General features: G+C 63.4%; 22 protein-coding genes. 10 read left to right on the top strand and 12 right to left on the bottom strand.

All coding sequences use genetic code 11. The annotated features are described in order from the left end of the window. The first annotated feature begins 38 nt into the window (after nt 1-38). Both ASD01_RS27105 and ASD01_RS27100 read left to right on the top strand, forming a co-directional pair. A complete protein-coding gene (locus tag ASD01_RS27105; protein WP_034800095.1) occupies nt 39-629 on the top strand; it encodes a VOC family protein in 591 nt (196 codons plus the stop codon). 91 nt (nt 630-720) lie between these two features. Next, nucleotides 721-1,413, top strand: coding sequence for a glutathione S-transferase family protein (locus tag ASD01_RS27100; protein ID WP_060644777.1), 693 nt, complete (start codon nt 721-723; stop codon nt 1,411-1,413). Between the two features lie 21 nt (nt 1,414-1,434). Here the strand turns inward: ASD01_RS27100 and ASD01_RS27095 are convergent, their stop codons facing one another. The 3 genes from ASD01_RS27095 to phnF form a co-directional block, all read right to left on the bottom strand. Beyond that, nucleotides 1,435-2,061, bottom strand: a complete 627-nt coding sequence (locus ASD01_RS27095; protein WP_060644776.1) for a hypothetical protein — start codon at nt 2,059-2,061, stop codon at nt 1,435-1,437. Nucleotides 2,062-2,097: 36 nt separating this feature from the next. Then, complete coding sequence (locus tag ASD01_RS27090) at nt 2,098-3,492, bottom strand: selenium-binding family protein (RefSeq protein WP_060644775.1); 1,395 nt, start codon at nt 3,490-3,492, stop codon at nt 2,098-2,100. Nucleotides 3,493-3,661: 169 nt separating this feature from the next. Beyond that, complete coding sequence (gene phnF / locus ASD01_RS27085) at nt 3,662-4,411, bottom strand: phosphonate metabolism transcriptional regulator PhnF (RefSeq protein WP_060608991.1); 750 nt, start codon at nt 4,409-4,411, stop codon at nt 3,662-3,664. A 90-nt stretch (nt 4,412-4,501) separates the two neighbouring features. Here phnF and phnG point away from each other — a divergent pair, with 90 nt between their 5' ends. The 3 genes from phnG to ASD01_RS27070 are packed head-to-tail and all read left to right on the top strand — an operon-like array spanning nt 4,502 to nt 6,690. Continuing rightward, nucleotides 4,502-4,969 carry a phosphonate C-P lyase system protein PhnG gene (gene phnG / locus ASD01_RS27080; protein WP_090301696.1) on the top strand — a complete coding sequence of 156 codons (468 nt, stop codon included), beginning with the start codon at nt 4,502-4,504 and terminating at the stop codon, nt 4,967-4,969. Continuing rightward, nucleotides 4,969-5,577 carry a phosphonate C-P lyase system protein PhnH gene (gene phnH, locus ASD01_RS27075; protein ID WP_060644774.1) on the top strand — a complete coding sequence of 203 codons (609 nt, stop codon included), beginning with the start codon at nt 4,969-4,971 and terminating at the stop codon, nt 5,575-5,577. Before phnG ends, phnH begins: the two co-directional genes overlap by 1 nt. Before the next feature lie 3 nt (nt 5,578-5,580). Then, nucleotides 5,581-6,690: a carbon-phosphorus lyase complex subunit PhnI gene (locus tag ASD01_RS27070; RefSeq protein ID WP_060529560.1), complete on the top strand. Its 1,110-nt coding sequence runs from the start codon at nt 5,581-5,583 to the stop codon at nt 6,688-6,690. Between the two features lie 26 nt (nt 6,691-6,716). On the opposite strand, the gene ASD01_RS27065 is transcribed toward ASD01_RS27070, so the two are convergent. Further along, complete coding sequence (locus tag ASD01_RS27065) at nt 6,717-6,911, bottom strand: hypothetical protein (protein WP_060644773.1); 195 nt, start codon at nt 6,909-6,911, stop codon at nt 6,717-6,719. Between the two features lie 44 nt (nt 6,912-6,955). Here ASD01_RS27065 and ASD01_RS27060 point away from each other — a divergent pair, with 44 nt between their 5' ends. Genes ASD01_RS27060 through ASD01_RS27045 form a run of 4 tightly spaced genes read left to right on the top strand, consistent with a single transcriptional unit; the run spans nt 6,956 to nt 9,929 of the window. Then, nucleotides 6,956-7,834 carry an alpha-D-ribose 1-methylphosphonate 5-phosphate C-P-lyase PhnJ gene (locus ASD01_RS27060; protein WP_034800089.1) on the top strand — a complete coding sequence of 293 codons (879 nt, stop codon included), beginning with the start codon at nt 6,956-6,958 and terminating at the stop codon, nt 7,832-7,834. Then, entirely contained in the window at nt 7,831-8,607 is a 777-nt protein-coding gene (gene phnK / locus ASD01_RS27055) for a phosphonate C-P lyase system protein PhnK (protein ID WP_034800088.1), read from the top strand. The genes ASD01_RS27060 and phnK overlap by 4 nt, the downstream gene beginning before the upstream one ends. A gap of 3 nt (nt 8,608-8,610) precedes the next feature. After that, nucleotides 8,611-9,318 (top strand): phosphonate C-P lyase system protein PhnL, encoded by a 708-nt coding sequence (gene phnL, locus ASD01_RS27050; RefSeq protein ID WP_034800087.1) that lies wholly within the window; start codon nt 8,611-8,613, stop codon nt 9,316-9,318. Next, entirely contained in the window at nt 9,315-9,929 is a 615-nt protein-coding gene (locus ASD01_RS27045) for a DapH/DapD/GlmU-related protein (protein ID WP_060644772.1), read from the top strand. Before phnL ends, ASD01_RS27045 begins: the two co-directional genes overlap by 4 nt. A 54-nt stretch (nt 9,930-9,983) precedes the next feature. On the opposite strand, the gene ASD01_RS27040 is transcribed toward ASD01_RS27045, so the two are convergent. The 8 genes from ASD01_RS27040 to ASD01_RS27005 form a co-directional block, all read right to left on the bottom strand. After that, nucleotides 9,984-10,628 carry a DUF922 domain-containing Zn-dependent protease gene (locus ASD01_RS27040; protein ID WP_060529558.1) on the bottom strand — a complete coding sequence of 215 codons (645 nt, stop codon included), beginning with the start codon at nt 10,626-10,628 and terminating at the stop codon, nt 9,984-9,986. Between the two features lie 140 nt (nt 10,629-10,768). Further along, entirely contained in the window at nt 10,769-11,293 is a 525-nt protein-coding gene (locus ASD01_RS27035; RefSeq protein WP_034800084.1) for a DUF992 domain-containing protein, read from the bottom strand. Between the two features lie 338 nt (nt 11,294-11,631). Beyond that, nucleotides 11,632-13,350, bottom strand: a complete 1,719-nt coding sequence (locus ASD01_RS27030) for a dihydroxyacetone kinase family protein (protein ID WP_060644771.1) — start codon at nt 13,348-13,350, stop codon at nt 11,632-11,634. A gap of 13 nt (nt 13,351-13,363) precedes the next feature. Further along, nucleotides 13,364-14,302: a sugar phosphate isomerase/epimerase family protein gene (locus ASD01_RS27025; protein WP_060529557.1), complete on the bottom strand. Its 939-nt coding sequence runs from the start codon at nt 14,300-14,302 to the stop codon at nt 13,364-13,366. A gap of 88 nt (nt 14,303-14,390) precedes the next feature. Next, complete coding sequence (locus ASD01_RS27020) at nt 14,391-15,929, bottom strand: tripartite tricarboxylate transporter permease (protein WP_060644770.1); 1,539 nt, start codon at nt 15,927-15,929, stop codon at nt 14,391-14,393. 137 nt (nt 15,930-16,066) lie between these two features. Continuing rightward, a complete protein-coding gene (locus ASD01_RS27015) occupies nt 16,067-16,567 on the bottom strand; it encodes a tripartite tricarboxylate transporter TctB family protein (protein ID WP_060644769.1) in 501 nt (166 codons plus the stop codon). A 61-nt stretch (nt 16,568-16,628) separates the two neighbouring features. Then, nucleotides 16,629-17,615: a Bug family tripartite tricarboxylate transporter substrate binding protein gene (locus ASD01_RS27010; protein ID WP_060520518.1), complete on the bottom strand. Its 987-nt coding sequence runs from the start codon at nt 17,613-17,615 to the stop codon at nt 16,629-16,631. 75 nt (nt 17,616-17,690) lie between these two features. Further along, the gene (locus tag ASD01_RS27005; RefSeq protein ID WP_060529556.1) at nt 17,691-18,734 is read right to left on the bottom strand and encodes a 4-hydroxythreonine-4-phosphate dehydrogenase PdxA; all 1,044 of its coding nucleotides are present in this window, start codon (nt 18,732-18,734) and stop codon (nt 17,691-17,693) included. 204 nt (nt 18,735-18,938) lie between these two features. On the opposite strand from ASD01_RS27005, the gene ASD01_RS27000 reads away from it, so the two are divergent. Beyond that, on the top strand, nt 18,939-19,625 hold the full coding sequence (locus ASD01_RS27000) for a GntR family transcriptional regulator (RefSeq protein WP_034800075.1): 687 nt from the start codon (nt 18,939-18,941) through the stop codon (nt 19,623-19,625). Nucleotides 19,626-19,640: the final 15 nt, after the last annotated feature.

The raw sequence follows: 19,640 nt of genomic DNA, 5'->3' as shown, positions 1-19,640 counted from the left end.
TTCGGCCCACATTCTCCGCCGAACCCAGGAGGCCGGCTATGCGCAAACTGCAATCGCAAGGCGTTCACCACATCACGCTTGTCGGGGCGGACCGTCAGACGTCGATCGATTTCTGGGAGGGGCTGCTCGGCATGCCCTTCATTTTCGAGCAACCGAACCTCGACCGGGCGAGCGAAAGCCACCTCTATTTCGATCCGGGCGACGGCCGCCTGATCACCGTCTTCACCGACGAGAACCGCACGCCGGATCCCGAGCGCACCCCGACCGACATGGGCTGTGTGCATCACATCGCCTTTGCTGTTTCGCGCGCGACATTCAACCAGGCGGTGGAGCGGCTCGACGAGCGAAAGATCCGCCACAGTGGCGTCAAGGATCGCGGCTTCATGGATTCGATCTACTTCGAAGATCCGCTTGGGCTGCTGGTTGAACTTGCCTCCTATCGCTTCGAGCCGCCGGCCGGTCACAGCCATGCCGAAGTCCTGATGGAAGCGCATAGGATCAGGACTGAACGCGGCGACTATAACATCGCCGAGGTCCATCTCGCCGATGCGATCGAAGCCCTGAACGAACGCTCTCGGCCGACGCTGTCGCTCGATCGCCAACCGAAGAACCCATACGGACCGCGATAGGGTCGCACTTGGTGAGATCTGTAGCCAAGTGGCGGTGTCTGCCGCGGGCGAACCGCCGCCAGTTCAACGACGCTCAACCGGGAGGAATGCCATGTCCGCAATCCAGCTCAATGTGATCAAGCCCAGCGTCAACAACATGACCGCGCGCGTGTTCCTGCGCGCAGCCAAGCTCGATTTCAGTGAAAACGATGTCTACGGCCAGACGCGCTCGCCCGAATATCTGGCACGAGCGCCGTCGCATCTGACACCGATGATCGAGACAGCGGACCTGCCCAGGGGCGCGCTTTGGGAAAGCTGCGCGATCATGCAGTACCTTTGCAACAAACATGGGCTTGATGACTTCTACCCGAGGGAACCCGAAGCACGCGCGATGATCGACAGCGCCATGTTCTACCTGATCGGCACCTTCTATCCTTACCTTGCCCGCGCAACCTATCCGGCGCTGAACTTTCCGCTCTACGCGGGCGAGGTCGGCTGCAGCGATGCCGACGCACCGACGAAGGAGATCGCCCGGAAGGCAGCGGTTGCAGCCCTTGCCGAACCGCTCGACGTTTTCCGCGCTTTCTACATTGGCGACAAGCCGTTCATCGGTGGCGCGAAGCCTTCGATCGCCGATATCCGGCTCGCAGCAACCCTCGAATTCCTGGCCGCGATCGACTATGACCTGCCGGACTGGGCAAAGACCTACATGGCAAACATCGAAAGAACGCTCGGGGCCGCCTATGCCGAGCCCGCCGCCGATGTCCGCGGCTATATCGCTTATGTAAAATCGCAGCGGCAATAGGTTCGGCCGCTACGATGCGGATCATTGAATGAGGAGTGCGACGCCGGTTGCCCCGAGTGCGAGCGTCCAGAGGCGATCGAAATTGATCCAGGCCGAACGCAGGACCGCAAGATCGAACCAGGTGAAGACGGCGAGCGCCAGCACCGCGGTCACCGTCAGCATCGCGATGCTATGCACCGCGACGGCGGCGAGCGAGACCGGCAGCGAACTTGCCATCGCCAGTTCGCCGGCGTGACCGGCAAGACAGAGACTGAGCACCGCCGGCACCAGCATCAGGCCGGCCCCATGGCTCGTCGCCATCAGGAATGACCAGACCGCAAGTCCCGCCATGCCGGTCCGCATCCCGATCCGGACGCGATGGCGATGGCCATAAATGGCGGTGTAGCCGGCGGCCCCCAGAATGAGCACGGCGGCCGCGATCCTGAACGTGTTCGGATCCAGCACCGAGCCGAATGCTGCGACCACCGCCAGCACGGTCGCGACCGAGATCGCGTGACCAACCGCAATGGGTGCGAGGGACAGCCATACGGCCCGGCTGCTCTGGCGATGAAGTCCGAGGGCCACCGCAAACAGCCAGCCCATCGCCGGGTTGAGGCCGTGAAAGGCGCCGAGGCCGCCAAGCGAGAGCCATGGCCAGACCGTCGTCATTCGCCGTGATCGGGCTGCTTCACCGCGGCTCCCTCCTCACGGATAACAATAGGAATCGGACGAGCAGTCGCCGCCTTCGAGGCGAACCTGATGCGGTCGATGACCCTTTGGCCAGTCGACGAAGAAGTTTTCGTCGAAGGCGATCCCGCCACCATCGGCGACATCGAGCTTGACCATCCAACCGTCGATGCCTTCGGGATAGAACTGCGGGTCGATGGCGCCATAGAGCGAGTTGGTGAAATAGACCCGCTTGCCGTCGCGGCTGATTTCCACCATCTGCGGCCCACCGTTGAGCGCACCGTTCTTCGCCTTCGGATGGCTCGCACGCGACACGATGCCGCCGATCCTGACCCGCCCCGTTTCCTTCGGTGCGAAGGGGTCGGACACGTCGTACTGGATCATGTCGCCGGTGCCCCAGCAGGAAACGTAAAGGAAGCGATCGTCCATCGACAGGTCGATGTCGGTGACGAGCGGCGCGACCGCACTGAAGCCTTTCAGCACCGGTGGCAACAGATCCGGATCGGCCGGTTCTGCCGGAATCTCGATCACCTTCTTCACGGCCCATCGGTCGCCGTCGCGATACCAGGTCCAGATCGACGCCGAGAGGTCCTTGAGGCTGATGACGCAGCCAACGAAGCCGTAGGCCTTGGTCGGATCGTGGGCCGGGCGCAGTTCGAAAACGAGCTGGTGTTCCTCGCCGAAGTCGATCTCCTGCACGTGCTTGCGCTTGTGCAGGTCCCAGAAATGCAGGCGGCGGCCGTATTTCGAGCCAAGCAGCACCTCCGGCACCAGCCCGTTCTCGAAAGTATCGGGCGTGCCCCATTCGCTGGTGATCATCGTGTCGTGGCCGAGGTGCCACCAGAAATCATAGGCGAGCTTCTGCGGCCCACGGTCCATTTCCCACTGTCCGAGCACATCGAAGCTCTGATGGTCGAGCAGGAAAATGCCGCCGGGCGCCTTGCCGTCTCGATCCGCAAGCGCGTTGACGTAAATGCCTTCGGGTCCGCAATGGGTTGTGTGCAACCGCGAATAATTCGCCTTCTCGGCGATTTCCGCGGGCTCGATCACCCGCACGATCTTCGGATTGCGGGGGTCCGGCTTGGTGTCGATGATATGGAGACGGGAGGAGCGCAGGCCCGGCACCACCAGGTAGCGACGCTCGACATGTGGATGCGGTGCGTTGGGGCACAGGCACGAGGAGCAGGCGTTCCAGCCGAAATGGTGCAACTCGTCCCCGATATTCGGCATCTCGACCTGCCCGACGATCTGCGAATAGCTTTGCGACGCCGGATCCACATCGACGACGGCGATCGCGTCCGGCCTTCTTCGGTCCGGATCGAAAGCCGCCACGTAGGCGAGCGTCTCCTTTGGAGCCTTGGCCGCCATGCGCGGTGATGGATAGAAGGAAGGATCGGGTCGCCACGTCGCCATTGCCATTCTCCCCCTTAGAGAATTCCCGAATGCGCGGTCCTGATGCAGGCTCCGGTCATGCGGCAAAAACGCGTCGGAAATACGGCCTTTGCCTTATTTCCTGACAGGGATCGGAACGCTTGTGGTTGAGCGAGACGTCATCGCGACCGGCAGAGGCGGCCTCATGGCCTCAAGTCTCGATCCGCAGCTTCATCCGGTCAGCGGCAAAGCGGCTACGGGAATATTCGATCGGCTTGCCGTCGAGATCGGCGTTGATCGACTGGGCTTCGAGCACGATTGCGCCCGGCGAGAGCTTCAGCATCGCAAGCTCGTCGGCGTCAGCGTGCCGGGCGACGATCTCCGTTGAGGCGCGTACATAATCATCCAGACCGTGGGCTGCGAAGGCCTTGGTGACGGAGTGCAGCCGTTCGAATTCTTCGGCCATGCGCGGGAAGCGATGCGCCGGATAGTAGCTCGAGGATACCGAGAGCGGTCGACCATCGCCGCTGCTGACGGTTCTGAGTTCGATCACCGGATCACCGGGCCTGATGGCAAGCGCGCTCGCCACTTCGCCCCTTGCCGGCAATTCCGTGTGGCCGAGCAGCCGCGAGCCAATTTCCTTCACCTGGTGGCCAAGACCTTGCGAGAAGCGCGTGCGCTTTGAAATCGGATAACTCACCCGCTCCTTGCGCTCGATCATCGTGCCGCGCCCCTGGACGGGACGCACCAGCCCTTCTTCGGCCAGCGCCGCCAGCGCGCTTCTGACCGTGTGCCGGTTGACGCCGAACTCGCCCGCAAGCACCGTTTCCGGCGGCACCATGCCGGTCGCGTCATAGTCGCCATTGCTGATTGCCAGGCGGATCCGGTCGGCAATCTGCCGCCAGAGAGCGACGCCGGTCTGGCGCTCCACCACTTTTCGCGCTGCCGTGTCTTTTCGCATTGGCATGTCACAAGCCTGTCATTTGCCGACGTTATGAAAAAGTATAAGATGTATAGTTGTCTAGATCAATAGACATTTGAGGTGAAAATGATGGACGCGAAAGTGAAGCAGGAAAGCCCGCCGGACCCGGCGCGCAAGGAGGCCATGCGGTTGCTCGCCCAGGCAACGCTCGCCGAACTCAAGGACGCCTGGAAAGCGCTCGCAGACCAGCCCGAGGTTCACCCGGTCCGAGGCCCCGAGACCGGCCTCGTCATGGTGCGCGGCCGCATCGGCGGCGGCGGCGATCCCTTCAATCTCGGCGAGGCTACGGTGTCGCGCGCCACCGTCCGCCTTTCGACCGGCGAAATCGGCCACGGGCAGTTGCTCGGAACCGACAAGGAACGCGCCCGGCTTGCCGCCATCTTCGACGCCCTTGCCCAGCGTGACGGCGACAGGGCTAAGGTCGAGGCCCTACTTGGCCGCGTGGCCGACCGGCTTGCCCAGGAAGAACGCCGCAAGGCGGAAGAAACCGCGGCCACCCGCGTGGACTTTTTCACCATGGTTCGGGGAGACGACTGATGGCCAGCCAATCGCAGATTTACGCCGGCGCCTTTGCCGATCCAGTCTTTGCCGCTCAGTCCGTCTTCCGCGACCTGATGGACGGCTTTGCCCGTCCGGGTACGATCAAGCGCCTCGAAGCGACGAGCACGCCTCCGGCTCCGCTCGTTACCGCCGCAGGCGCCGTAGCGCTGACTTTGTGCGACCATGACACGCCCGTCTGGCTGACGACGGCACTTTCCAAATCGGCCGTTCCGCAGTGGATCGCTTTCCACACCGGTGCTCCGCTCACCACCAGCAAGACCGACGCGCGTTTTGCCTTCATCGAAAAGGGCGCCGCCTTCCCCGGCTTCGACCAGTTCTCGCTTGGCACGCAGGAATATCCGGATCGCTCGACGACACTCGTCATCGAAGTCGAAGCGCTGAGCGGCGGCCCTGCGCTGACCGCCAAAGGCCCCGGCATCAAGGACGTGATGGAGATTGCGGTGAAGGGGCTGCCGGACGTCTTCCTCGAATTCTGGACCGCCAATCGCGCGATCTTTCCGCGCGGCGTCGATCTCGTGCTGACGGCCAGCGACAAGCTCATCTGCCTGCCGCGCACCACCCGTCTTTCGCTCAAGGAGGCGTGAGCCATGTATGTAGCCGTCAAGGGCGGGGAAGCCGCCATTGCCAATGCCCACCGCCTTCTCGCCGATCGCCGCCGTGGCGACCGTAGCCTTCCCTCCATCACCATCGACCAGGTGGTCGAGCAGCTCGGCCTTGCGGTCGATAGAGTGATGGCAGAAGCCTCGCTCTATGACCGTGCGCTCGCAGCCCTTGCCGTCCGCCAGGCGCGCGGCGACATGATCGAGGCGATCTTCATCCTGCGCGCCTATCGCACGACGTTGCCGCGCTTCGGCTACTCCGAGCCGGTCGATACCGCCAACATGAAGGTCGAGCGCCGCGTGTCGGCGACCTACAAGGACCTGCCCGGCGGACAGCTTCTGGGCCCGACCTTCGATTACACCCACCGCCTGCTCGACCCATCGCTGATCGCCGACGAAGCGGTCGAAGAACCGGCGGTCAAGGAGCCAGGTGAGCATGTGATGCGCGTCTCCGACATTCTCGACGGCGAAGGCCTGATCGAGGGTGATGGCCAGATGCCCGAGGGCCATGTCATGGGCGACCTTACCCGCGAGCCGATGGAGTTTCCGATGGCCCGGGACCTGCGACTGCAGGCGCTTGCCCGCGGCGACGAAGGCTTCCTCTTGGCGCTCGCCTACTCCACCCAGCGCGGCTACGGCCGCACCCACCCATTCGTCGGCGAAGTCCGCATCGGAGAAGTGGAAGTCGAACTCGATCTGCCGGAACTCGGCTTTGCCGTCTCACTCGGCGCGATCCGCGTCACCGAATGCCAGATGGTCAACCAGTTCATGGGCTCGGCCAAGCAGCCGCCGCAATTCACCCGCGGCTACGGCCTCGTCTTTGGCCAGAGTGAACGCAAAGCAATGTCGATGTCGCTGGTCGACCGGGCACTACGCACTGACGAGTTCAGCGAGGACATCGTCGCACCCGCCCAGGATCAGGAATTTGTCATCTCGCATGCAGACAACGTTCAGGCTACCGGCTTCGTCGAGCACCTGAAGCTGCCGCACTATGTCGACTTCCAGGCCGAACTCGATCTCGTGCGCCGCATGCGCCGCGATTACGAGGCCGCGAATTCAGGTGAAACACCGAAGGTACAACGGGAGGCGGCAGAATGATGCGACATGCCGCCAGCCCTAGCGGTTCAATCGCCGCCGCCATCCCCGCCACCACAATCGCCGCCGTCACCGGCATAGACACCACCGGCGTCGCCACCTCCGTCGTTCTTGCGCGCCCTGCTCTCCGGCCCGCGCTGCGGCCGGCGGGCAATGCCGAACAGGCCGGCAACCGCCGAACAAAGCACGAAGATCCCAATCATCCAGACGAAAATCTCGCTCAAATCCTGGCCTCATCAGCGGTCGGCACACTCAAGGGTAATCAGCGATGAACGACCTTGCTACCTATAATTTCGCCTATCTGGACGAACAAACCAAGCGCATGATCCGCCGCGCGATCCTGAAGGCGATCGCCATTCCCGGCTACCAGGTTCCATTTGCGTCACGCGAAATGCCGATGCCCTACGGCTGGGGCACCGGCGGCGTGCAGGTCACCGCCTCGATCCTCGGTCCGCAGGACGTCTTGAAGGTCATCGACCAGGGCGCCGACGACACAACCAACGCGGTTTCCATCCGCGCCTTTTTCCAGAAGGTCGCCGACGTTGCCGTCACCACCCGGACGAAAGACGCGACGATCATCCAGACGCGCCACCGCATTCCGGAGGAAAAACTCTCGGAGGGACAGACGCTCGTCTACCAGGTGCCGATCCCGGAACCCTTGCGCTTCCTCGAGCCGCGCGAGACCGAGACGCGGAAGATGCATGCGCTCGAGGAGTACGGGCTGATGCATGTGAAGCTCTACGAGGACATCGCCCGCAACGGCCATATCGCCACGACCTACGCCTATCCGGTCAAGGTCGAGGGACGTTACGTGATGGACCCGTCGCCGACGCCTAAGTTCGACAATCCGAAGATGCATATGTCGGAAGCGCTGCAGCTCTTCGGCGCCGGTCGCGAAAAGCGGATCTACGCTGTCCCGCCCTATACCGAAGTCGTCAGCCTCGATTTCGACGACCATCCCTTCGAGATCCAGAGCTTCGACAAGCCCTGCGCGCTCTGCGGCGCCGAGGACGTCTATCTCGACGAGGTGATCCTCGACGACAAGGGCGGACGCATGTTCGTCTGCTCCGATACCGATCATTGCGAAGACCGCCGCGCCTGCGGCCATGCAGGTCACATGCTTGCCCGAAAGGAAGCCGCAGAATGAGTACGCTCCCGCTTCTGAAAGTGAACGACGTCTCGAAGTTCTACGGAAGCCGCATCGGCTGCCGCAACGTTTCCTTCGAGCTCTATGCGGGCGAAGTGCTCGCCATCGTCGGCGAATCCGGCTCGGGCAAGACGACACTTCTGTCGTGCCTCTCGACCCGTCTGATGCCGACCTCCGGTATCGTCGAGTACCACATGCGCGACGGTCAGTACCGTGACCTCGCCCGCATGGGCGAAGCCGAGCGCCGCTTCCTGATGCGTACCGACTGGGGCTTCGTGCACCAGAACCCGGCCGACGGCCTGCGCATGACCGTGTCTGCCGGCGCCAATGTCGGCGAGCGGTTGATGGCCGTCGGCGATCGCCACTACGGCAACATCCGCGCCACCGCCAGAGACTGGCTGGAGCGGGTGGAAATCGGCATCGACCGCATCGACGACCAGCCGCGCGCCTTTTCGGGCGGCATGCGTCAGCGCCTCCAGATCGCCCGCAACCTCGTCACTTCCCCGCGCCTCGTCTTCATGGACGAGCCGACCGGCGGCCTCGACGTCTCGGTTCAGGCGCGCCTGCTCGATCTCGTGCGCGGCCTCGTGCATGACCTCGGGCTTGCCGCCATCATCGTCACCCACGATCTCGCCGTCGCCCGCCTTCTTTCACACCGCATGATGGTGATGAAGGACGGAGCCGTCATCGAACAGGGGCTGACCGACCGCGTGCTCGACGATCCGCGCGAGCCCTATACCCAGCTCCTCGTCTCCTCGATCCTGCAGGTGTAAACCATGGCCACGCCCCTTGTTGTTTCCGAAGTCGCAAAAAGCTTCACCATGCATCTGCGTGACGGTATCCGCCGGCCGGTCGTCGCCAACGTCTCCTTCTCGGTGAAGGCCGGCGAATGCGTCGTTCTCGGCGGCCCCTCCGGCGTCGGCAAGAGCTCGATCCTGAAAATGCTCTACGGCAATTACGGCGTCGACGAAGGCCAGATCCTGATGGATCACGACGGCAAGCTGGTCAATCTGGCAACGGCCGAGCCGCGCACGGTGCTCGAAGTCCGGCGCACGACGCTCGGCTATGTCAGCCAGTTCCTGCGGGTGGTGCCGCGCGTCTCCTCCCTCGACATCGTCGCCGAGCCGCTGCAGGCCCGCGGCATGCCGCTCGAAGAGGCCCGCACCCATGCGGCCGAACTGTTGAACAAGCTGAACCTGCCGCGCGAACTCTGGAGCCTGCCACCGGCGACCTTCTCCGGCGGCGAACAGCAGCGCGTCAACATCGCCCGCGGTTTCATCACCGACCACAAGATCCTTCTGCTCGACGAGCCGACCGCGTCGCTCGACGCGAAGAACCGGGCGGTCGTTGTCGAACTGATTGCCGAGAAGAAGGCCAAGGGCACCGCGCTGATCGGCATTTTCCACGACGAGGAAGTGCGCGACGCCGTTGCCGATCGCATTCTCGACGTCTCGGCCTTCTCGCCGCGAAAGGCTGCCGCATGAGCCAGAAGCTCGGGCTCGAGCCCTTTATCCACCCAACGGCGAGCGTCAACAATTCGACGCTCGGCCGCTACACCGAAGTGCAGGAGCGCTCAAGGCTCGACGAGGTCAAGTTCGGCGACTACTCCTACATCATGCAGGACGGCTCGATCTGGTGCGCAACGATCGGCAAGTTCGTCAACATCGCAGCCGCCGTGCGCATCAACGCCACCAACCACCCGACCTGGCGGGCGACGCTGCATCACTTCACCTATCGCGCGCCGAACTATTGGGACGATACCCAACTCGACCACGACCTTTTCGCCTGGCGGCGCTCGAACCGGGTGACGATCGGCCATGATGTGTGGATCGGCCACGGCGCCACCATCCTGCCGGGCGTCACTGTCGGCAACGGTGCTGTTATCGGCGCCGGCGCAGTCGTCTCGAAGGACGTCGAGCCCTACACCATCGTCGGCGGCGTGCCCGCCAAGCTCATCCGCGCCCGTTTCAACGAGGGCGTCGGCGAGCGGATGGACGCGCTCTCGTGGTGGGACTGGGACCACCAGCGCCTGCGCCGCGCGCTCGACGATTTCCGCGAGCTGACGGCCGAAGAGTTTTTGGTGCGTTATGCGTGAGTGATACGGCGCCGGGCAGAGGTTCGGCGCCTTTCCGAGCTGAGAACGAGCCGGTTACGGCCCGTTGACCAACTTCAGAATCAACTGGTGAATATTGCCGCCATCGGTCAACTCGACCTGGTCGAAGTCGCGGCTGCGCTGGCGCTGCGTCTGCGAGAGCGCGCCGAGGCGCTCGGTCATGACGGTCCTGATCTTGCGGCACTTCGGATCGTCGGGAACAGTGAGGCCCAGCGTCGCCTGCTCGATCGCGCGGACCATCTCCTTGATGAAATCGCCGTGCACGAGTTCGTGCTTGCGCACGCCGTCGATGAAGATGTCCCAGTTTTCGCGCGTGCCTGAAGGCAGCGGCCTTGCCGGTTTCGGCAGGGTGTAGGTGATGATCAGTTTCGGCTTTGCCACCGCCAGCACGCAGGCACCGCCTTGCTCTTCATATTTTCGCGTCCAGGTCAGCTTGAAGTTGGTGTGTGCGATCGCCCTGCCGATTCCGGCTTTCGGACCCCGTTCGCCGATCGAGGCGTAGAGCTCGGCACCCGTCTGCCCGGTGATTGTGTAGAGCGCTTCCTTTTCGACCGGCTGCCATTCGGCAGAGGCGAACCGCGGCCCAGACGCAAGGCAAAGGGCAACGACGCCCAGGCAAAGGCTTTTGTTCAATCCAACCCCTCGAAGTTCGCCCTGTCGGCGCACGATTCCTGGCCGCATTCCTTAAACGCGAATCGGCCAATGGCAACAGGCCAAAAAACAAAGGCACCGCGCGCGGTCTCCAGCGTGCGGTGCCTTTGCGTCTTACCCGGTCTTTTGACGCCCCGTTGTGGGAGGTGCAACGGGCCGCCCAAACGACGTTAGTTGACGGCCGTCAGCGTCATCGACGTGCCGGTGGCCGCGAGGTTTAGGCCGATCTGGCCGGTCACGCTGATCGTCTGCAGGTGGATCGAACCGGAGGTGCCGCCGACGAGGATGTTGGCACCGATACCGGCGCCGACGGTCGCTTCCGCCGTTGCACCCTGGTAGAGACCGCCGAGCGAACCGCGGTGGTAGCCGGCGGTCGGTGCGAACACGGCCCAAATCAGGCGGCTCTGCGTCGTGAAGCCGACATCGACGCCCATCTTGCGGATGGCGCCGGAATAGTGGTCGGAGGCTTCAGCACCCATGGTCGAGCGGAAGACGCAATCGACTTCCTTGGCCGAGCCGAGCACATAGCCGACACCGCCAGCGATGTTGCAATCGAGGTAACCAATCTTGACGCCGTTGCTTGTGTCGGGCTCGGGCTGCGGTTGAACTGTCGCGAGATCGGCTGCGTTTGCGGCGATCGCGCCCGCGAGAACCAGAGACGCTGCGGACACCTTTACGGCAAAACTCTTTTTCATTCTTGTCTCCTTCTCGGAACGTCAGAAATGATTGTCATTTGACCGGCGGCACACGAACTCAAGCACATAGCGCACGCTGCAGGAAACCAAAGCCATAGCCCGCGATCGGGCAATTCCGTGGCAAGCTTTTAGCAGACGATAAAATTGGTCGGGTTTCCCCAACAATGACTGCAGATTGTGTTGAAAAAGCCACGGAAAGGCCCGGGCCGGGCATTCCGCGGAGCTGATTTGCGCGGCAGCGTGTGGCGGCGCCGATTGGCGCGGGGCAATGCAGCGGTTACACGGGGGGAGGTTCCGATCGGGCGACGGCGCCGCCCGATCGGAGGAGATATCGTTTCTTAGGCCTTTGCGGCCTGCGCCAGGACACCGGCGGCAACGCGTGCCGTCAGCGCCAGAGAAACGGCGCCGGCGTCCGGATGACCGATGCTCTTTTCCGCAAGCGGCCGTGCCCGGCCGAGCTTCGGCGTCAGGCTCGAAGTGGCTTCGGCCGCTTCGGTCGCAGCCTTTGCCGCCGCCTGCCATGCCTCGATCAACGGCTTTCCGGCGGCAAACTCGCGCTCCAGGGTCTCGACGAAAGGCACCAATGCATCGACAAGGGTCTTGTCGCCGACACGGGCGCGGCCGAGGCGGGTCACGCCATCGAGTGCACGGCGGGCACCGTCGACAATCGCGGCATCGGTCGGGGCTGCATCATCGTTGAAGGCATTGCTCCAGGCGCGCAACAGCAGGCCCCAGATCGCGCCCGACGTGCCGCCGGCCCGGTCCGCCCAGGCATCGCCCGCGACCGCCAGAACGCTGGCGGCGCCTGCACCCGCTGCAACCGCCGCCTTCGCGGCATCGTTGGCCGCGGCCGAACCTCGGCGCATGCCCTGTCCGTGGTCGCCGTCGCCGGCAAAGGCGTCGATGCGACCGAGTTCGTCTTCCGCCTGCTTCAGCGCCTCGGCCATTTCGCCGATCAGCCGCGCAATGCACGCGCCGCTCTGACGGGAGGTCTCGGAAGCCGCTGCGAAGGAAATGGCGTCCTCGTCATCCTTGAGCGTGTCCGTCGCGGGCTCGGTGGCGATGATCGCCCCCTTGCGCAGGGCCGGCGCATCGCAAGCCGCGCGCCAGTAGGTCTCGAGCTCGTCGTTCAGCCACATCAGCGTCAGCGAGCAGCCCTGCATGTCGAGGCTGGTGACGAATTCCCCGCATTCCGGATCGACGATCTCCAGGCCAGCCGCCTTCAGTTCCTTTTCGATCGCAACCCAAAGCACGAAGAGTTCTTCATACTTGGTCGAGCCGAGGCCGTTCAGAAGCGGTGCGACCTTGCGCACATCCGCCGGCCGCTCGGCGAGCAGTTTGCCGACGAGCAGCTTCGCGAACTCAGTTGCCGAAACCATCTTTTCTTCGCGGATACCCGGCTCGCCGTGGATGCCGAGACCAAGGGCCATCTCGCCCTTTGGAACGGTGAAGAGCGGACCCTTGGCGCCCGGAAGCGTGCAGCCGCCGAAAGCCACACCGAAGGAGACGGTGCGGTCGTTTGCAAGACGGGTGACGCGCTCAACGTCGTCGAGATTGAGGCCCGCTTCCGCTGCGGCTCCGGCAACCTTGAAGACCACGAGGTCGCCGGCGATGCCGCGGCGCTTGGCCGGGGTTTCGGCAGAGGCGCTCGCCACGTCGTCCGTCACCGGCACGATCCGCACGTCGATGCCTTCGGCGCGCAGCCGCTCGGCGGCAACGCCGAAGTTCAAGACGTCGCCGGCATAGTTGCCGAAGCCAAGCAGCACGCCGCCGCCCTGATCAGCCACCCGGCAGACGCGGGCAACGGCCGCAGTCGAAGGTGAGGCGAAGACGTCACCGGCCACGGCCGCATCCGCCATGCCCGGGCCAACATAGCCGGCAAAGGCCGGGTAGTGGCCGGAGCCGCCGCCGACGACGACGGCGACCTTGCCCTTCGGCACTTTGGTCGAGCGCACGACGCCGCCCTTCACGAGACGGACGTTGCGCGCGTAGATCGAGCTGAATCCGGCAAGCGCGGTCGTCGCAAATTCTTCCGGTGCGTCAAAGATTGTGGTCATCGCGTCTCTTCCCTTAGTCGCGAGGCAGAATGCGCCTCAGATAGTCCCGGTTGGCGGCGCTGACGGAGAGCCCGTCGCCACCGTAATGCTCGCAGAGAAACGGGCTGTCGAAGCCATGCGCCAAGGCCATACGGATCGCCGCCCGATAGTTGATAACGCCGAATTCCAGCGGCGCCGGATGGGTGACCACCAGCCCCGAGGTCTCATCCTCGGTGCGGTAGTAATTCTTGACGTGCCAGTATTTGGCGAAGGGTGCAACCTTGGCCATCATCGGCTGCCAGTGCTCGACCGGGCGGTGAAGGCGCACGAGATTGCCGAGATCGGCATTGATGCCGACGTTCGGCAGGCCGACATCGGTAACGAAGCGCACGGCGCTGTCGGCCGAGCCGATATAGGTGTCCTCGTACATCTCGAGCGCCAGCTCGATGCCGAGTTCCTCGGCATGGCGACCAAGTTCGCGGATGCGCTGAACCGCTTGTCTCCAGACCGCGGGGTCTTCCGGGTTCTTGACGCCGTCGACGGTCCAGAACCAGAGCGCTTTCTTCTGCGCGTCGGTCAAAGGCCCGAAGAAGCCGAAGGAAACGGAGCCGGCGCCGATGGCCGCAGCCGTGTCGATGACCCGATGTCCGTAGGCGAGATATTTGTCGCCATGCTCCGGATCAATGACGCTACGCCGCGAAGTCGAGATCGCCGGCATGGAAAGGCCAAGGTCACGCGTCAGCTTGACGAAGTCATCGCGCCGCGCGGCCGGGAGGTCGGCCAGCCGGATCCAGCTGTCGGTCGGGTCGAGCTCGGTGAAGCCGGCGTCGACGACATCGGCGAGTGTCTCGGCCCATTGCTCGACCGACTGATCCTGCACGGAGCTGCCGTCTGCTAGCACGTTCGGATACTGGATCATCGCGGCCGCGATCGGCCAGGTTTCACGGGTCCATTTGCGCGATGGGTTCGCCATGGTTTTCCTCACTTATTTTGCGACGCAGTCTATAAGCAGACCGCGCCGCGCTTTTCCGATGCGCTTGTTTTGAGGTGCGGCGGCTCCGTCAAGCCGCCGCACTGCCGTCGCCATGCGGCGTGGCCGCATCTTGCTTGCGCTTGCGGACCAGGCCGACCAGCCCGAAGACAAGCGGCGACAGCAGAAGGGCAAGAGCAAGCGCCATCAGAGAGGAAACCAGCGGGTTTGACCAGAAGATGTTCAGGGTACCGCCGGAAAGAAGCATCGACTGGCGGAAGGCGTCCTCAGCCTTGTCGCCGAGCACCATGGCCAGAACCAGCGGCGCAAGCGGGTAGTCGAGCTTCTTGAAGACGTAGCCGATTACGCCAAAGCCGATGACCATGAAGATGTCGGAGACCGAGTTTGCCACCTGATAGGCGCCGGAGAAGATGACGGCGACGATGATCGGACCGATGATCGCAAAAGGCACGCGCAGGATCGAGGCGTAGAGCGGCACGGTGGCGATCACCAGGAAGACGGCGACGACGTTGCCGAGATACATGGACGCGATCAGGCCCCAGACGAAGTCCGGCCGCTCGGTAAAAAGCATCGGGCCGGGGGTCAGGCCCCAGATCATCAGGCCGCCCATCATGACGGCCGCCGTTGCCGAGCCGGGAACGCCGAGCGCCAGCATCGGCAGCAGCGCCGAGGTACCGGCCGAGTGGTCGGCGGTCTCGGGTGCGACGACGCCGCGCGGGTCGCCCTTGCCGAACTTCGACTTGTCGCGGGCCGAGCGACGGGCAACGCCGTAGCTCATGAAGGAAGCCGCGGTCGGGCCAGCGGGCGTGATGCCCATCCAGATGCCGATGATCGTCGAGCGCAGGATCGTGAACCAGTAGCGCGGGATCTCGACCAGCGTGCGACCGATCTCGACGAGCTTGACGCGCGCCTTAATGCCTTCGAAGCGCAGGCCCTCTTCCGTCGTCAGCAGCAGTTCACCGATGCCGAAGAGACCCATGACCGCGATCAGGAAGCTGACGCCCTTGATCAGCGTCGGGATATCGAAGGTCAGGCGCAGGTCGCCGGAGATCGTGTCCATGCCGACGGAAGCAAGCGCGAAGCCGAGCATCATCGAGACGAGCGTCTTGAAGGGCGATTGCGCGCCCATCGAGATGAAACTTGCAAACGCAAGGAAGTAGACCGCGAAATATTCCGGCGACGAGAAACGCAGTGCGAAGTTCGCGACCCAGCCGGAAAGCAGTGTGATCATCACGACGCCGGCCAGCGCGCCGATGCCGGCGGATACGAAGGCGAGCGTCAGCGCTCGGCTCGCCTGCCCGGCTTTCGCCATCGGATAGCCGTCGAACGTGGTCGCCACCGACGAGGGTTCGCCGGGAATGTTGAACAGGATCGATGTGGTCGATCCGCCGAAGAGCGCCCCCCAGTACATGCAGGAGAGCAGGATGATGGCGGAGATCGGGTCCATCGAGAAAGTCAGTGGCAAGAGCAGCGAAACGCCGTTCGGCGCGCCAAGGCCGGGCAACACGCCGACCAGAATGCCGAGCGTGACGCCGATCATCATCAGCAGGATATGGTTCCAGCTGAGGATGTGGCCGAAGCCATCGATCAGAAGACCGATATTTTCCATGTCATTCCTCCCGGGGCTTAAAGCACGTCACGATCCTTGAGGCTCGCTCCCCGGGCTTTAAGTCTTTGATTTTTTTGCTTGTCGTTAGCGCGAGACCGCTGTGCGCGCTTACGCGACATGCCCTTGAGCGGTCGGGATCAATAGATCCCGAACCAGGCCTCGATCGGTCCCTTGAGCAGGGGAACCTTGAAACCGAACTCGAATACGATGAAGAAAAACAGCGAAACAGCGATGCCCGACGGCAGCGCGATCCACCATTTGTAGCGCCCCTGGAAGAGCATGGTTCCGGCGATATAGAGCGCCGTCCCGACATAAAGGCCGAGCCAGGCGGATACGCCGGCAAAGACAACCAGCGGCAGCAGGAACGATGCCACCACCTTGGCGCGGTGACCGTCGATGAAGATTTCACCGGACCCGCGATGTTTCACGAAGGCGTGGATCGCATTGGCGACGCTTCCGAGAAGGATCAGAAGCCCGACATAGAAGGGAAAATAGCCGGCTTCGGGACCGAATTCCGTCCAGCCCGCGCCGATATCGAGAGATCCGTAGCAGACCGCAGCACCGAAGGCGCCGGTCAGTGCGGCAACACCAAGCTCAACCGCGAAGCGGGAGACCCCATTCGCACCGTTCTGGCTCATGATCGTGACCTTTCAAAGCGAATGACGGGCGCCGGATGGCACCCGTCCCGATCGTCGCCTGTTAGTTGGCGAGCCAACCTTCGCGCTTCAGCACTTCGCCGACAGCAGCGCCATCCATTTCGATGGCGGCCTTGAAGTCGTCGCCGGCGATGTAGGCGGGCGACTGCGACGTGTCGGCCAGGTACTTCGCCCATTCCGGCGTTTCCGAAACCTTACGCATCAGGTCCGCATAGAACTTGACCACATCCTGGTCAACGCCGGCCGGCAGCCAGACGGTGCGCGGCATGGAGTAGTTGTCGATGGCGATGCCCGATTCCTTGCAAGTGGGGATGTCGCTCCAGGCCTTGTCGCCGGCAACCTTGGTTTCGTTCGAAAGCTTGACGCTCTTGAAGACGCAAAGCGGCTTGACCATTCCGGCCTGCCACTGGCCAAGGTTTTCGCTCGGGTTGTTGACGTTGGCATCGAGGTGCTCGCCGGCGAGCTGAACGGCCGCTTCGCCGCCGCTCTTGAACGGGATGTAGTTGATCGTCGAGCCGGTCGTCTCGTTGATCATCGAGGTCAGGATCTGGTCGACGTCCTTCGACTGGCTGCCGCCGATCTTGAGGCCGCCTTCCTTCGCCTTGGCGGCAAAGTCGGCAGCGGTGTTGTAGGAGGCCTTGCCGTTGACCCAGAGAACGAACTCGTCGGAAGCAAGCGCCGCAACCGGCGTCAGGTCTTCAGCCTTGTAGGGAACCTTGGCGCGGACCGGCAGCAGGTAGGCGTTGTTGGTGCCGAATGCCAGCTTGTAGGCGTCGCCCTTGTTGGTCGCCGTGTAGACGAAGCCTTCGGCGCCGCCGGCGCTGCCCTTGTTGGTGACCACGACCGGAGCCTTCATCAGCTCGTACTTTCCGATGATCGCCTGGATCGTGCGGGCGAAGATATCGGTGCCGCCGCCGGGGCCGGCGGTGACGACGAATTCAACCGGACGATCGGGCTCGAAAGCGGCGGCCGGAGCAGCAACGCCGAAAACGGCTGCCATGATGCATGCGATGGAGACGGTATTCTTCATGCGGGTCCTCCCGTTTTTGTGGTTCTGCGGCGCAAGACCTCCTCCTGCGCCGTTATTGCTTGAAAGCGTGCGAAATCAGGCAGCAGCCTTGAGAGCCGCCTTTTTCTTCGCCATGCGCACTGCCAGAAGCAGCGCTTCGCGGCTGGCGCCGACGTCGGCAATCCCCTTGCCGGCGATGTCGTAGGCCGTGCCGTGGGCCGGCGTGCAGAGCGGGAACGGCAGGCCGCCCATCATCGTCACGCCCTTGTCGAAGCCGATCAGCTTCATCGCGATCTGGCCCTGGTCGTGGTACATGGTCATTACGGCGTTGTAGCCTTCCTTCAGGGCGCGGCCGAAGACTGTGTCCGCCGGGAACGGGCCGTCGACGTTGAAGCCGCGCGCCTTGGCCTTTTCGACGGCCGGCTCGATGATGTCGATCTCTTCCATGCCGAAGCTGCCGCCGTCTCCGGCGTGCGGGTTGAGCCCGGCAACAGCAATCTTCGCCTCGCTGTAACCGGCTTCCTTGAGGCAGCTCTGGGTCAGCTCGAGCTCGGCAAGGATCGCCTCGACCGACAGGTTGTCGGCCACTTCCTTGATCGGAATGTGCGAGGTGACGCGGGCGTTCCAGACCTTCTCGAGAACGTTGAATTCCCGGACCTTGCCCGTGAAGTTGAGAACGTCGGAGACGAAACGGATCTCGTCGTCGTAGCCCGGATAGGCAAAGCGCATCGCCTTCTTGTTGAAGGGCGTGAAGCAGACTGCTTCCGCCTTGCCGGCATGCGCCAGCTCGAGCGCTACGCGAAAGTTGCGGGTCGCAAAGGTGCCGCCCGCAAGCGTCGCCTCGCCGCGAACGACGTCGGCCGGATCGAGATGGCCAAGGTCGACGAACACGTGGCGCTCGGTCCCGACAGCGTCGAGGTCCTCCAGGGTCGAGGATGCAAGGTCGAGCGTGACGCCGGCAATGCGGGCGCCTTCATCGAGGATACGACGATCGCCGATCGTGATGATGTGGGCAGCCTCACGAATATCGGAAAGCGCCAGCAGCTTTGCCGTGAGCTCCGGGCTGATGCCGGCCGGATCGCCCATAGCGAGCGCGATGACAGGACGCGCGCCGTTAGCGGCTACACCGTTGGTCGTCATGAGAGATGTCCTCCACTTCATTCTTTCGAGAGCCGTCATACGTTATTCAAAATTCTGCATCAAGTCTTTTGTATTCTGTATGCAGCATTTTCTGTTGACGATATCGGGGGCCGTCTCCATGCTTTAATGAGACAGCGCTGATTCAATTGGCGCGAACGGGAACAGACGGCCGACACTTCAGTCGCCAGATGCAGAAGCGAAACGATGAACGAAATTACCTCTCTGGAGAAACGCCCCGAGGGCGGCCCCGGCCCGATCCGACGCACTGCGCTGCACGACACGCTGGTCACGCATCTGCGCGACATGATCATCGAGGGTGATCTCTCGCCCGGCACGCGTCTGCATGAAGGTCAACTCGGCGAGCAGCTCGGCGTCTCGCGCACGCCGCTGCGCGAAGCCATCAAGTATCTGGCGAGCGAAGGACTGGTGGAGCTCGTTCCGAGCCGCGGCGCCGTCGTCAAGCGTTTCAGCGCCAAGGACGTGCGTGACATGCTGACGGTCTTGCAGACGCTGGAAGAGCTTGCCGGCAAGCTCGCCTGTGAAGCCGCCAGCGACGCCGGCATCGCCGAAGTGCGCGCGCTCCACGACGAAATGGTCTCGCGCTACAAGGCCGGTGACCGGCTGCAGTATTACAAGCTCAACCAGCAGATCCATTCGGCCATCGCGCAACTGGCGGCAAACGCCGCCTTGGCGGATATGCATGCGATCTTGCAGACGCGGCTGAAGCGCATTCGCTTCATCGGCCACGAGGGGCCCGAAAAATGGGCAGCGGCCGTTGCCGAGCATGAGGAGATGATCGTCGCGCTCGAAGCCCGCGACAAGGCAAGGCTTTCCGAAGTTCTCGGTCGGCACCTCATGAATGCCTGGGAACGGGTGCGCGCCGCGGTGTAGGCGACGCTCCAGCTT

This window comes from Ensifer sp. Root423, from assembly GCF_001426275.1.
Taxonomy (GTDB): domain Bacteria; phylum Pseudomonadota; class Alphaproteobacteria; order Rhizobiales; family Rhizobiaceae; genus Ensifer; species Ensifer adhaerens.
Note: the sequence above shows the minus strand (reverse complement) of the source record. Positions and strands in the feature narration are given on the sequence as shown.

What these genes read in the sequence shown, in the direction of transcription:
- ASD01_RS27105 (WP_034800095.1), top strand. Translation starts at nt 39, where the DNA reads ATGCGCAAACTGCAATCGCAAGGCGTTCACCACATCACGCTTGTCGGG.
- ASD01_RS27100 (WP_060644777.1), top strand. Translation starts at nt 721, where the DNA reads ATGTCCGCAATCCAGCTCAATGTGATCAAGCCCAGCGTCAACAACATG.
- ASD01_RS27095 (WP_060644776.1), bottom strand. Translation starts at nt 2,061, where the DNA reads ATGACGACGGTCTGGCCATGGCTCTCGCTTGGCGGCCTCGGCGCCTTT.
- ASD01_RS27090 (WP_060644775.1), bottom strand. Translation starts at nt 3,492, where the DNA reads ATGGCGACGTGGCGACCCGATCCTTCCTTCTATCCATCACCGCGCATG.
- phnF (WP_060608991.1), bottom strand. Translation starts at nt 4,411, where the DNA reads ATGCGAAAAGACACGGCAGCGCGAAAAGTGGTGGAGCGCCAGACCGGC.
- phnG (WP_090301696.1), top strand. Translation starts at nt 4,502, where the DNA reads ATGGACGCGAAAGTGAAGCAGGAAAGCCCGCCGGACCCGGCGCGCAAG.
- phnH (WP_060644774.1), top strand. Translation starts at nt 4,969, where the DNA reads ATGGCCAGCCAATCGCAGATTTACGCCGGCGCCTTTGCCGATCCAGTC.
- ASD01_RS27070 (WP_060529560.1), top strand. Translation starts at nt 5,581, where the DNA reads ATGTATGTAGCCGTCAAGGGCGGGGAAGCCGCCATTGCCAATGCCCAC.
- ASD01_RS27060 (WP_034800089.1), top strand. Translation starts at nt 6,956, where the DNA reads ATGAACGACCTTGCTACCTATAATTTCGCCTATCTGGACGAACAAACC.
- phnK (WP_034800088.1), top strand. Translation starts at nt 7,831, where the DNA reads ATGAGTACGCTCCCGCTTCTGAAAGTGAACGACGTCTCGAAGTTCTAC.
- phnL (WP_034800087.1), top strand. Translation starts at nt 8,611, where the DNA reads ATGGCCACGCCCCTTGTTGTTTCCGAAGTCGCAAAAAGCTTCACCATG.
- ASD01_RS27045 (WP_060644772.1), top strand. Translation starts at nt 9,315, where the DNA reads ATGAGCCAGAAGCTCGGGCTCGAGCCCTTTATCCACCCAACGGCGAGC.
- ASD01_RS27040 (WP_060529558.1), bottom strand. Translation starts at nt 10,628, where the DNA reads ATGCGGCCAGGAATCGTGCGCCGACAGGGCGAACTTCGAGGGGTTGGA.
- ASD01_RS27035 (WP_034800084.1), bottom strand. Translation starts at nt 11,293, where the DNA reads ATGAAAAAGAGTTTTGCCGTAAAGGTGTCCGCAGCGTCTCTGGTTCTC.
- ASD01_RS27030 (WP_060644771.1), bottom strand. Translation starts at nt 13,350, where the DNA reads ATGACCACAATCTTTGACGCACCGGAAGAATTTGCGACGACCGCGCTT.
- ASD01_RS27025 (WP_060529557.1), bottom strand. Translation starts at nt 14,302, where the DNA reads ATGGCGAACCCATCGCGCAAATGGACCCGTGAAACCTGGCCGATCGCG.
- ASD01_RS27020 (WP_060644770.1), bottom strand. Translation starts at nt 15,929, where the DNA reads ATGGAAAATATCGGTCTTCTGATCGATGGCTTCGGCCACATCCTCAGC.
- ASD01_RS27015 (WP_060644769.1), bottom strand. Translation starts at nt 16,567, where the DNA reads ATGAGCCAGAACGGTGCGAATGGGGTCTCCCGCTTCGCGGTTGAGCTT.
- ASD01_RS27010 (WP_060520518.1), bottom strand. Translation starts at nt 17,615, where the DNA reads ATGAAGAATACCGTCTCCATCGCATGCATCATGGCAGCCGTTTTCGGC.
- ASD01_RS27005 (WP_060529556.1), bottom strand. Translation starts at nt 18,734, where the DNA reads ATGACGACCAACGGTGTAGCCGCTAACGGCGCGCGTCCTGTCATCGCG.
- ASD01_RS27000 (WP_034800075.1), top strand. Translation starts at nt 18,939, where the DNA reads ATGAACGAAATTACCTCTCTGGAGAAACGCCCCGAGGGCGGCCCCGGC.